Below are 11,904 nucleotides of genomic sequence, written 5' to 3'. Positions count from 1 at the left end.
AGGCCGGTGCGGCTGCGCCCCATGCGGCCCGATTCGCGCAGGTGAACATGTCCAATCCGTTGCCCAAGACCGAGCAGCCCGCCGCGGCCACGGCCTATCCCTCCCCGCTAATGGGATGGCTGACCGTCGCCATCCTTTTCCTGCTGTACATCCTGTCGCTGACCGACCGGAACATCATGGCGCTGATGGTGACGCCGATCAAAAGGGATCTCGGCCTCAGCGATTTCCAGATCAGCCTCCTGCAGGGCCCGGCCTTCGCCTTCCTCTTCTGCTTGTGCGCGATTCCGCTCGGCATGGCACTGGATCGGTTCAGCCGCCGCGTGGTGCTCTATATCTCCGTGACGATCTGGAGCCTGTCCGCGGCCTCCTGCGGCCTTGCCGGCAGCTTTGCCCTGCTCGCCCTGGCCCGTGCCGGCGTCGGCGCCGGAGAATCCGGGTTCGGCACGGGCAGCTATTCGATCGTGGGAGACAGTTTCCCGCCGCATCGCGTGTCGCTCGCCATGTCGGTGTTCATCATGGGCGGCGTGATGGGCGCCGGCATCGTCTTTCTGGTCGGCGGACCGATCGTCGCTGCAGCTATGAAAGCAGGCCCCTCCGTCTGGCCGGTCTTCGGCTTGCTCCAGCCCTGGCAAAAGGTGTTTCTGATGACCGGCGCGCCGGGCCTCCTGCTCGCCTTCCTGGTCTTCGTCTTTCGGGAGCCTCCGCGGCGCAAGGCTGCAGCCAGCACCGCCGGCTATGGCGAAGCCTGGGCGTTCATGCGCCGCTACAAGGCCTTGTTCGCCGCCAATTTCATCGGATTCGGCCTCGCTTATGCGGTCACCATCGGCTTCCAGCTCTGGACGCCAGCCTATCTCACCCGCGTCCATGGCTGGGAACCGGCGCGGATCGGCGTGGTCATCGGCATCGCCCAGATCGCGGCGGCGGCGCTGATGCCGCTGCATGGCTCGATCGTCGACGCGCTCTATCGCCGCGGCCGCAAGGATGCGCATCTGCTCTGGTGCCTCGCCACCGTGCTGCTCGCCGCGCCGTGCGGCATCGCGGCGTTTCTGGTCGGCAATCCGTGGGTCACGATCGGCTTCTACTGGCTGTTCATGATGCTGATCCTCTCGACCGCCAGCATGGGACCCGCCACAGCGCAGATAGTGACGCCTCAGCATCTGCGCGGCCGCGTTTCCGCGATCTACGTGCTCGCAACGGGCCTCATCGCCATGGCCGGCGGCCCGGCCTTCGTCGGCCTCGTCACCGATAAGGTGCTCGGCAATGAAAAGCTGGTCGGCATGTCGCTCATCATCAGCGTCTTGTGCATATTGCTGCCGAGCGCGCTCCTCTTCGCTCTGGGACGCGGCTCGATGCGCCGCGCCGTCGCCGCGAACGCTGCATAAGGAATTGGTTTCATGACCCAGTTTGCTCGCCCTGCCTTTCTCGATTCTGGGCCCAAACGGCTTCTGATCGACGGCAAGTTGGTCGATGCGCTCTCCGGCGAGCGGTTCCAGAGCATCAGTGCGTCCACCGGCGAAGTGGTCGCCGAGCTGGCGCTGGCTGGCCCGGAGGATGTCGATCGCGCCGTCGCCGCCGCTCGCGCCGCCTTCGAGGGACCATGGAGCCGCTTCAAGCCGGCCGAGCGCCAGGCGATCCTGATCCGCCTCGCCGAACTGGTCGACCGCGAGTTCGACGATCTCGCGCTGCTCGACACGATGGAGATGGGCCGCCCGATCACCGCCTCACGCGGCCTGCGCGGCATGATCCAGCGCTCGCTGCACCATTTCGCGGGCGCCGCGACGATGATCCACGGCCAGACGCTGGGCAACAGCTTTCCGGTGGAGCTGCTCTCCTACACGCTGCGCGAACCGGTCGGCGTCGTCGGCGCGATCATTCCCTGGAACGGCCCGCTGTTCAGCGCCGTCTGGAAGGTCGGTCCCGTGCTCGCCACCGGCTGCACCGTCGTGCTGAAGCCGGCCGAGGATGCCGGCCTCAGCCCGCTGCGTTTCGGCGAGCTCTGCCTCGAGGCAGGCGTGCCGCCGGGGGTGGTGAACATCGTCACCGGCAAGGGCGGCACCGGCGCCGCCCTGTCGGCGCATCCCGATGTCGACAAGATCGCCTTCACCGGATCGTGCGAGACCGGCCAGCGTATCATCCAGGCTTCGGCCGGATCGGTGAAGAAGGTGACGATGGAGCTCGGCGGCAAATCGCCCAACATCGTCTTCGCCGACGCCGACATCGACGCGCTGATCCCGTCGGCGGCGATGGGCGTGTTCAACAATAGCGGGCAGGTCTGCGCAGCCGGCACGCGCCTGTTCGTCGAGCGGCCGGTCTATGAAGAGGTCGTCGCCCGTGTCGCCGAATTCGGCGCCGCGCTGAAGATCGGACCCAGCCTCGATCCGGCGACCCAGATCGGCCCGCTCGTCTCGGCGAGACAATATGAGCGCGTCTCCTCCTATATGGAGCTCGGGCCGCAGGAGGGCGCGCGGCTCGTCTCGGGCGGCCACCGCGTGACCGGCGGCGAATTGGACAAAGGCCATTTCGTCGCCCCCACCGTCTTCGCCGACGTGAAGGACGAGATGCGCATCGCCCGCGAGGAGATTTTCGGCCCCGTCGCCTCGATCCTCCCGTTCGACGATTTCGACGAGGTGATCAAGCGCGCCAACGCCACCCGCTTCGGCCTCGCCGGCGGCGTGTGGACGAAGAATATCGACAAGGCGATGACCGCCGTGAAGCGCATCCGCGCCGGCTCGGTCTGGGTGAACCATTATTTCGCGATGGATCCGGCAGTGCCTTTCGGCGGCTATAAGATGAGCGGCTTCGGCCGCGAGGGCGGCTTCGAGCATATCGACGCCTATCTGCAGACCAAGGGCGTCTGGATCCGGACCTATTCGTAGGGACGGTCGACGAAAATCTCTTCCGTCATCCCGACGCGAGGGTGACGCCGAAAACGGCTAGTGCGGCTTGGTCACTTCTCGATTTCGAGCGCGCGTTCCGGGCACGACTTTGCGCCCCGCCAGGCCTTCTTCTCGTCGTCCGGCGTGACGTCGATGTCGCCGGCGACGATATAGCCTTCGTCGTCGAGGTCGAAGATGTCCGGTGCCATTGACCAGCAGCGTGCATGCCCCTGGCATTTTTCCTTGTGGACGAGGATCCGCATGCGCTTCCCTTTTCTCTACGCTCTGGCTGTACCCTTGGCCTCGGTCAGGACCAGTCCAGGATCAGGTCCTCGATACCGAACACATGGCCGCCATAGGCGATCGGCGCGGTGCCTTCCTTGATCCGGAAATCAGGAATGCGCTTCAGCCATTCCTCCAGACCGATCACGATCTCGCGCCGGGCGAGATGCGATCCGAGGCAGCGGTGCGGGCCGTAGGCGAAGGCCTGGTGCCGGTTGTCCTCGCGGGACAGGTCGATCTTCTCCGGGCATTCGAACTCTTCCGGATCGCGATTGGCGATCATCGTCGCGCAGGAGACATAGTCGCCCTTCCTGATCGGCGCGCCCTCGAAATCGATGTCCCTGGTCGCGACGCGGATCATCTGCACCGTCGGATAGGCGCGCAGCAGCTCTTCGGCCGCCAGCACGATGCGGGACGGCTCGTTGCGAAGCAGCCGCTGGTCCGCGATATTGCGCGCGAGATAGGCCAGGTCGAAGCCGATCGCGGCGGCCACCGTGTCGAGCCCTGCGATGAACAGCAGGACGCCGATGCCGCGCACCTCCACATCCGTGAGCGGCCGATCCTTCACCTTGGCCTGGATGATGAAGGACATGAAATCATCCACCGGCTCGCGGCGCCGTTCCGCGGCGAGGTCGTCGATGAAGGCGACGATCGTGCGCGCTGCGGCGCCGCGCTTCGCAGGCTCGCCATGGAGCAGGTCGGTCGCCCAGCCGACGAATTCCTCCAGCTGGTCGTCGGGCAGGCCGAGGAAGCGCAGGAAGATGTTCACCGCGAAGGGGAAGGCGAAGTCATTCATCACGTCGCAGCTGGTGCCGGCCCTCGCGATCCGGTCGATCAGGAAGGCCGCGCGCTCGCGCACCGCAGGCTCCAGCACCATGACGCGCTTGGGCGAGAGCAGCGGGTTGAGCAGCGAGCGGAACGCGCCATGCTCGGGCGGGTCCAGCTCCAGCGGGATCATCGGCCAATCCTCGCCGAGCGCGGACGCGAAGATGCTGCGGTGGCTGGAGAAGGTCTCGCCGTCCTGGAGGACGCGGCGCTGGTCCTTGGCGCGGGTGATCACCCAGGTGCCATGCCCGTCGCGCGTGTTCAGTGGCGAATAGAAGATGCGCGGGCCGGCATGGACGCAGGCGGCGGCGGCCTGGGGGTCGCCATTGGGAGTCGGCGCCATGCCGGGCGCGGTGAAGAGGCTGAATTCGCCGACCATCTCGGGCGGGACATGGGCGGGAATCGGCCGGGCCGCAGTCGGGGTCGTCATCGCGCTCTCCTGAATTTCGCTTCACGCCGGGGGAACGGGCGATCCTCCGGTCAATTATGCATTATGGTATAGTTTATGGAGCGCGCCGGTGCTGTCAACGGGAGCCGCTCCACCCTTAAAAATTATCCCCCTGTGCAAAATATGTCTAGTCTCAAGTGCAAGTTTCGCTTAAGTGACGGGGAAGGGCCGGCAAGCGCCCGAACGGGAGGACAGTGCCGAAGGCGAGGCCAGCGCCTGCCCTCCCCGGGCACAGACAAGGACGTTTCGCAGGCGATGGACGATCAGGATTTCAGGCTGGAGGCACGGTCATGGCTGCGGGAGAATTTCCCGCCGGCACTGACCAATGTCAGCGGCCTCATCTTCCAGGGCAACGCCCATGCCGCCGCCGCCAGCGCCGATTTCCAGCTGTGGCGCCAGCGCATGACCGACAAGGGCTGGGGCGTGCCCACCTGGGCGCCCCGTTATGGCGGCGCCGGCCTCAGCGAAGCGCAGGCGAAGATTATCGGCGAGGAACTGGCGGCGATCGGCGGCTTCAATCCGATCCGCAGCTACGGCACGATGATGCTCGGCCCGACCCTGCTCGAATATGGCAATGAAGAGCAGAAGCTCGAACATCTGCCCTGGATCGCCTCGCACGAGCGGCGCTGGTGCCAGGGCTTTTCCGAGCCGGGCGCGGGATCGGACCTCGCTTCGCTGCAGACCAAGTGCGTCGACATGGGCGATCACTGGCTGGTCAACGGCCAGAAGATCTGGACCTCCGGCGCCGACCAGGCCGACTGGTGCTTCGCGCTGGTCCGCACCGATACGAGCCGCAAGCAGGGCGGCATCAGCTTCCTGCTGATCGACATGAAATCGCCGGGCATCGAGGCGCGGCCGATCGTGCTGATCAGCGGCTCGACCCATTTCTGCGAAGTCTTCTTCAACGACGTGAAAGTGCCCAAGGGCAATCTCGTCGGCGAGGTCAATGGCGGCTGGTCGATCGCCAAGCGCCTGCTCCAGTTCGAACGGAGCAGCCTGTCGGAGGTGAAGACCGACATCACCCCCCTCGCCCCGCTGGCCCACCGCTATGTCGGCAGCGACGCCGAAGGACGGATCGCCGATCCGGATCTGCGGGCGCGCATGGTGCACAATGCCATGCGCCATGCGGCCTATATGGCGACGGTCCGCCGCTTCACGCAGGAAGCGAAGAATGGCGGGCCGAACAACGGCGTGTCGACGCTCAAGAATCTCTGGTCGACCATCATCCAGCGCCGATCCGAGCTGGTGATCGAGATCCTCGGCGCGCACGGCCTCGGCTGGGCGGGCGAGGACTATTCCCCCGACGAGCGGGAAGCGAGCCGGGCTCTGCTGCACAGCAAGGCCTTCTCCATCTACGGCGGCAGCTACGAGGTCCAGAACAACATCACGGCGAAGCGATCGCTGGGGTTGCCCGATCGGTGAGGTCGCCGGCGGCAGGGAGCGGGCAAGCGCGGACCATGATCAATTTGCGGGAGGGCGCACCGTGGCGGTGCTGAACGAAGAACAGGCGATGCTCAAGGACATGGCGGTCGAGTGGGTGCGCGATCGTATGCCCATCTCCGTGGTCCGCGGCCTCTACGATCATGGCGGCGGCGGCAAGCCGGGCGATGGTGTCGGCTTCGATCGCGACACCTATGCCGAGATGGCGGCCATGGGCTGGACGGGCATAGTGGTGCCCGAGACTTTCGGCGGCGCCGATTTCGGCTATCTCAGCCTCGGCCTGATCGTCGAGGAACTCGGCCGCACGCTCGCCCCCTCCCCGCTGCTCAGCTCCGCCTTCGTGGCGGCCAGCGCCCTGCGGCTGGGCGGCTCCGCGGCCCAGCAGGAGCGCTTGCTGCCCGGGATCGCCGCCGGCTCGCTGATCGGCACGCTGGCGGTGGACGAGGGTGCCCATCACGCTCCGGCCCGGATCACGCTCGCCGCTGCACGCTCCGGCGCGGGATGGCGCCTCGACGGGATGAAGCGGCCGGTGCAGGACGGCATGGGCGCGGATCTGTTCATCGTCGCCGCACGCACTGCCGGCGCTCCGGGCGACACACATGGCATCACCCTGTTCCTGGTCCCCGCGGACAGCGCAGGCCTCGACCGCCGCCGGCTCGATCAAATCGACGCGCGCTGCCCGGCGCTGCTCACGTTCGAAGCCGTCGCGCTCGACGAAGATGCGGTGCTGGGCATGGTCGACGAAGGCTATCCGCTACTCGAGGCTATTCTCGATCGCGCCCGCATCGGCGTGGCCGCCGAACTGCTCGGCCTTGCCACCCAGGCGTTCGACACGACGCTCGACTACCTCAAGACACGCGTCCAGTTCGGCCAGATCATCGGCTCCTTCCAGGCGCTGCAGCATCGCGCATCGGAGATGTTCGGCGAGCTTCAGCTGACCCGTTCCGCAGTTGAGGCGGCGCTGGACGCGCTCGACGCCGGAGACGCGAACGTGGCGCAACTCGCCTCGCTCGCCAAGGCGATCGCCGGCGAGACGGCCCACCTGATCTCGAACCAGATGGTGCAACTGCACGGCGGCATCGGCATGACCCACGAACATGACGCCGGCCTTTATCTGAAGCGCGCCCGCGTGGCCGAGCAATGCTATGGCGGCGCCTCCTTCCATCGCGAGCGGTGGGGGCGCCTCAACGGCTATTGATGCGATGGCCCCTCCTCATCATCCCCGCGAAGGCGCAGATCCATGTCTCTCAATTGCTGCGATGATTTCGCCTGTTGATGGAGACATGGGGTCTGCCTCCACGCTACAATATTCACACTTCATTGATTGGAAGCTTCTTCTTCGTCACCCCCGCGGAAGCTGGGGGCACTCTCAACAATTATCCGGTTGCTGGTCGAGAGTGATGCCAGCTTCCGCTGGCATGACGCGGAAGAGACGAGACCAAACCGATGCGTGAATCCGGTAGCGCCTCTGCGGGGCGACACGCGATGATCAAACGGCAAGGCTTGCGAAGAGGTCCGGGACAATGAAATCTGGGGAAATGCATCTGAAGCGCCGGCCGGTGGGCGTGCCGGTTGCGGAGGATTTCGCGCTGGTCAGCGTCGACGTGCCGCCGCCCGGCCCGGGCGAGGTGCAGGTGCGCAACCTCTGGATGGCGGTCGATCCCGCGATGCGCGGCCGGATGAGCGACGCCAAGAGCTATGTTCCGCCCTTCGTGCTGGACGGGCCGATGGAAGGTCCGGCAATCGGCGAGGTGGTCGCTTCCGAGGATCCCGGCTTCGCGCCCGGCGATCTCGTCTTCTCCCGCCTCGGCTGGCGCGAGCTGTTCAACGCGCCGGCCGGCGCGCTCCAGCATCGCGTGCGGGGCACGCTGCCGCCGCAGGCCTATCTCGGTTTCGCCGGCCCGACCGGCCTCACCGCCTATGTCGGCCTGCTGCGCATCGCCGAGATGAAGGATGGCGATGTCGTCTTCGTCTCCGCCGCATCCGGCGGCGTCGGCTCGATTGCGTGCCAGATCGCCAGGATCAAGGGCCACAAGGTCATCGGTTCGGCCGGCGGCGCTCGCAAGAAGCAATTCCTGCTCGACACGCTGAAGCTGGATGCGGCGATCGATTACAAGGCCGAACCCAATCTCACCAAGGCACTCGCCCGCGAGGTCAAGGCGATCGGCGCGACCGGCATCGACGTCAATTTCGAGAATGTCGGCGGCGATCATCTCCAGGCCGCGCTCGCGCTCGCCAACAAGCGGGCGCGCTTCGCGATCTGCGGGATGATCTCGCAATATAATGTGACCGACGCACCCACCGTTCCGCGCAACCTCACCATGATCATGACAAAAAGTCTCCGTCTCGAAGGATTCATCGTGCTTGACCACATGGACCTCGAGCAGCAGTTCCTCGCGGACATGACTGCGTGGTACGAAGCCGGGCTGATGCGCCAAGCGGAGACCGTCCAGGACGGCCTCGCGCGTTCGCTGGACGCCTTCTTCGGGCTGTTCAGCGGCGAGAATCTCGGCCGGTCGCTGGTGAAGCTCGGCTGAGAGGGGGGCATATGTACGATCTGCTGAAGGGGCTGCGCGTCGTCGAGGGATCGGCCTTCATCGCCGGCCCGTCCTGCGGCCTCCACCTCGCGCAGATGGGCGCCGAGGTGATCCGCTTCGACGCGATCGGCGGCGGGCCGGACTGGCGGCGCTGGCCGGTCGCGCCCAATGGCGCGAGCCTCTATTGGGAGGGGCTCAACAAGGGCAAGAAATCGATCGCCATCGATCTCGGCCGGCCCGAGGGGCGCGAGCTGGCGGTGGCGCTGGCGACCGCGCCGGGCGACAATGCCGGCCTCTTCCTCACCAACTATCCGGTGAAGGGTTTCCTGTCGCACGACGCGCTCAAGGAAAGGCGTCCCGACATCATCACGGTGCGCGTGATGGGTTGGTCGGACGGATCGCCGGCGGTCGATTACACCGTCAATGCCGCGGCGGGCATCCCCGCCATGACCGGTCCGGCCGACGACGACCGGCCAGTCAATCATGTCCTGCCGGCCTGGGACCTGCTCGGCGGGGCCTATGCCGCCTTCGCCATGGCCTCAGCACTGCTCCGGCGCCGCGCCACCGGCCAGGGCGCCGAGATCCGCGTGCCGCTCTCCGATCTCGCCGCATCCAGCCTCAGCCATCTCGGCCAGGTCGCCGAGGTGCTGCACGGCGGGGACCGGCCGCGCATGGGCAACGACCTGTTCGGTGCCTTCGGCCGCGATTTCGTCACCGCCGACGGCCGCCGCCTGATCGTCGTCGCGATCACCGGCCGGCAATGGACCGGCCTCGTCAAGACACTCGACCTGGCCGCCGAGATCGCCGCGCTCGAGGCCGAGCTCGGCGTCAGCTTCGCCAAGGACGAGGGCGTCCGCTTCGTCCACCGCGCCCGCCTCTTCCCGCTGTTCGAGCGCGCCTTCGCAGCCCGCGACAGCGAAGCCCTGAAGCCCGCCTTCGACGCCGGTGGCGTCACCTGGGGGGAATATCGAACGCTCCACCAGGCGGTCACCGGCGATCCCCGCCTGTTCACCGCCAACCCGCTGTTCGAGACGCTGACCCATCCGAGCGGCCTCAGCTATCCGACCTCCGGCCCGGCGGCGACCTTCGCCGGGGAGGAGCGCGGCCCCGTGGCGATCGCGCCGCGCCTCGGCGAACATACCGATCAGGTTTTGGCCGAGCTGCTGTCGTTCGACAGCGGCACCATCGCCCGGCTGCATGACGAGGGGATCGTGGCGTGAGCGGAGATGTCGGGCGCATCATCCTCCCCCACAGGGGGAGGGGGACCGCCCGCAGGGTGGTGGAGGGGCCGCCGGTCACAACAAGCGACACGCAGGTGGTGAGGCTAAGCCCCTCCACCACCTTCGGTGGTCCCCAGTGTCGGGTCCATCGTGCCCCCGGCACGATCTTGGATTGCCGGGGGCAATCCAACCCGACACTCCCTGCAGGGGAGGATGAAGGGCGTGATCGCCCTGCCTTCGCGGGGAGAAGGGATGGCGAGCAACACCATGGTCTCTGAAGACGACATCGTCCACTGGCGCGGCTGGATCGGCAAGGAGGAGCTGCGCCGCGAGCATCTCTCCACCGAGACATTGCGCCGCTTCGCTGCCGCGCTCGGCGAGACGCTGGACGTCGAGAGCAGCCAGCCACCCCTCGCCCATTGGGCCTTCTTCCTGCCGACCGTCGCCGCCGACCAGATCGGGCCGGACGGCCATCCCAAGCGCGGCGGCTTCCTGCCCCCGGTCACCCTGCCGCGCCGCATGTTCGCCGCCGCCGAGATGCGCTTCGAGGCGCCGCTGCTGCTCGACCGCGAGGCCGAGCGCCGATCGACCATCCTCGACGTCACGCACAAGGCCGGCCGCAGCGGCCAGCTCGTCCTCGTCCAGCTCGAACATCGCATCACCCAGGACGGCGCGATGCGCATCAACGAGAAGCAGACGATCGTCTATCGCGACGCCGGGGCGCCCACCCCGCCGGTGGTGCCCGCCGAGATCGCGCCGCAAAACGGCGACGCGCTGTGGAACCCGACCCCCGTGGACTTGTTCCGCGTCTCCGCGGCTACCTTCAACAGCCACCGCATCCACTATGACCTGCCCTACGCCACCGGCGAGGAAGGCTATCCCGGCCTCGTCGTCCACGGCCCATTCACGGCGGCGCGGCTGTTCGGCCACGCCCGGCGCAGCGGCGGCACGCCCACCGGCTTCGGCTTCCGCGCGGTCGCCCCGCTATTCTGCGGCCAGCCGATCCTGCTGCGCGACGACGGCGCCGGCAAGGTCCGCGCCCTGCGCTGCGACGGTGCCGATGCGATGATCGCCACGGCGGATTTCCAAGCACATTCAGGACATTGAGGAGACACCCATGGACACCGAAACCTTCTCGCTGTTCCTCAGCACCGTCCGCCGCTTCGTCGACGAGAAGCTGATCCCCGCCGAGGATGCGGTGGAGGAGGCCGACGCCGTCCCTGCCGAGATCATCGACCAAATGAAGGAGATGGGCCTGTTCGGCATCTCCGTGCCGGAGGCCTATGACGGCCTCGGCTGCACCATGTCCGAAGAGGCGGCGATCATCCGCGAGCTGACCCGCGCCTCGGTCGTCTTCCGCTCGGTGATCGGCACCACCGTCGGCATCGGCAGCCAGGGCATCGTGATGGACGGCACCGAGGAGCAGAAGCGCGAATGGCTGCCCAAATTCGCAACCGGCGAGGCGATCGCCAGCTTCGGGCTCACCGAGCCGGAGGCCGGTTCGGACGCCGGATCGCTGCGCACCGCAGCGGTGCGCGACGGCGAAACATACCGGATCAGCGGCACGAAGCGTTACATCACCAATGCACCGCGCGCCAACGTCTTCACGCTGATGGCGCGCACCGAGCCGGATGTGAAGGGCGCCGCGGGCATCTCCGCCTTCATCCTGCCGGCCGACACGCCGGGCATTTCGCTCGGCAAGCCGGACAAGAAGATGGGCCAGAAAGGTGCGGTCACCACCGACGTGATCCTCGACGACGTCGTGCTGCCCGCCAGCGCGATCATCGGCGGCGTGCCCGGCCGCGGCTTCAAGACGGCGATGAAGGTGCTCGATCGTGGCCGCATCCACATCGCCGCCGTCTCGCTCGGCATGTGCGACCGGCTGATCGAGATGAGCCTGCGCTATGCGCTGGAGCGCAAGCAGTTCGGCCAGCGCATCGGCAACTTCCAGCTCGTCCAGGCGATGCTCGCCGACATGAAGGTGGACATGCTGACCACCGAGGCGCTGATGAAGTCGGTAGCCGCGAAGTTTGATGCCGGCGAACCGGTGAGCCTCGAATGTTCGGCACTCAAATATCACGCCTCCGAGGCGGTGGGCCGCATCGCCGACCGTGCCGTGCAGATCTATGGCGGCGCCGGCTATATGGCCGAATATAAGGTCGAGCGCTTCTATCGCGACGTGCGCCTGCTCCGCATCTACGAAGGGACCAGCCAGATCCAGCAGACGATCATCGCCAAGCAGATGATCCGCCAGGCCGAGGCCGGCTGATCGAGAT

The 11,904-nt window shown here is 66.9% G+C and carries 10 protein-coding genes; 8 read left to right on the top strand and 2 right to left on the bottom strand.

Features of this window, described 5'->3' with window-relative positions:
- Positions 1–47 precede the first annotated feature (47 nt).
- Both GQY20_RS16475 and GQY20_RS16470 read left to right on the top strand, forming a co-directional pair.
- A complete protein-coding gene (locus GQY20_RS16475; protein WP_232476091.1) occupies positions 48–1,382 on the top strand; it encodes an MFS transporter in 1,335 nt (444 codons plus the stop codon).
- 12 nt (positions 1,383–1,394) lie between these two features.
- Positions 1,395–2,876: an aldehyde dehydrogenase family protein gene (locus tag GQY20_RS16470; RefSeq protein WP_157218188.1), complete on the top strand. Its 1,482-nt coding sequence runs from the start codon at positions 1,395–1,397 to the stop codon at positions 2,874–2,876.
- A 71-nt stretch (positions 2,877–2,947) separates the two neighbouring features.
- Here GQY20_RS16470 and GQY20_RS16465 read toward each other — a convergent pair whose 3' ends face one another.
- Entirely contained in the window at positions 2,948–3,139 is a 192-nt protein-coding gene (locus tag GQY20_RS16465; RefSeq protein WP_157218187.1) for a ferredoxin, read from the bottom strand.
- Positions 3,140–3,183: 44 nt separating this feature from the next.
- On the bottom strand, positions 3,184–4,413 hold the full coding sequence (locus GQY20_RS16460; protein ID WP_157218186.1) for a cytochrome P450: 1,230 nt from the start codon (positions 4,411–4,413) through the stop codon (positions 3,184–3,186).
- A gap of 273 nt (positions 4,414–4,686) precedes the next feature.
- Between GQY20_RS16460 and GQY20_RS16455 the strand changes: the two genes are divergently transcribed.
- The 6 genes from GQY20_RS16455 to GQY20_RS16430 all read left to right on the top strand — a co-directional run bounded on the left by GQY20_RS16455 (position 4,687) and on the right by GQY20_RS16430 (position 11,897).
- Positions 4,687–5,853: an acyl-CoA dehydrogenase family protein gene (locus GQY20_RS16455; RefSeq protein ID WP_157218185.1), complete on the top strand. Its 1,167-nt coding sequence runs from the start codon at positions 4,687–4,689 to the stop codon at positions 5,851–5,853.
- A gap of 61 nt (positions 5,854–5,914) precedes the next feature.
- Positions 5,915–7,069, top strand: a complete 1,155-nt coding sequence (locus tag GQY20_RS16450; protein WP_157218184.1) for an acyl-CoA dehydrogenase family protein — start codon at positions 5,915–5,917, stop codon at positions 7,067–7,069.
- 325 nt (positions 7,070–7,394) lie between these two features.
- The gene (locus GQY20_RS16445) at positions 7,395–8,408 is read left to right on the top strand and encodes an NADP-dependent oxidoreductase (RefSeq protein WP_157218183.1); all 1,014 of its coding nucleotides are present in this window, start codon (positions 7,395–7,397) and stop codon (positions 8,406–8,408) included.
- Positions 8,409–8,419: 11 nt separating this feature from the next.
- On the top strand, positions 8,420–9,628 hold the full coding sequence (locus GQY20_RS16440; RefSeq protein ID WP_157218182.1) for a CoA transferase: 1,209 nt from the start codon (positions 8,420–8,422) through the stop codon (positions 9,626–9,628).
- Between the two features lie 252 nt (positions 9,629–9,880).
- Complete coding sequence (locus tag GQY20_RS16435; RefSeq protein ID WP_232476090.1) at positions 9,881–10,735, top strand: FAS1-like dehydratase domain-containing protein; 855 nt, start codon at positions 9,881–9,883, stop codon at positions 10,733–10,735.
- A gap of 10 nt (positions 10,736–10,745) precedes the next feature.
- The gene (locus GQY20_RS16430; RefSeq protein ID WP_157218181.1) at positions 10,746–11,897 is read left to right on the top strand and encodes an acyl-CoA dehydrogenase family protein; all 1,152 of its coding nucleotides are present in this window, start codon (positions 10,746–10,748) and stop codon (positions 11,895–11,897) included.
- The last annotated feature ends 7 nt before the right edge of the window (positions 11,898–11,904 follow it).

Source organism: Flavisphingomonas formosensis (assembly GCF_009755815.1).
GTDB classification, from domain to species: Bacteria; Pseudomonadota; Alphaproteobacteria; order Sphingomonadales; family Sphingomonadaceae; genus Flavisphingomonas; species Flavisphingomonas formosensis.
Note: the sequence above shows the minus strand (reverse complement) of the source record. Positions and strands in the feature narration are given on the sequence as shown.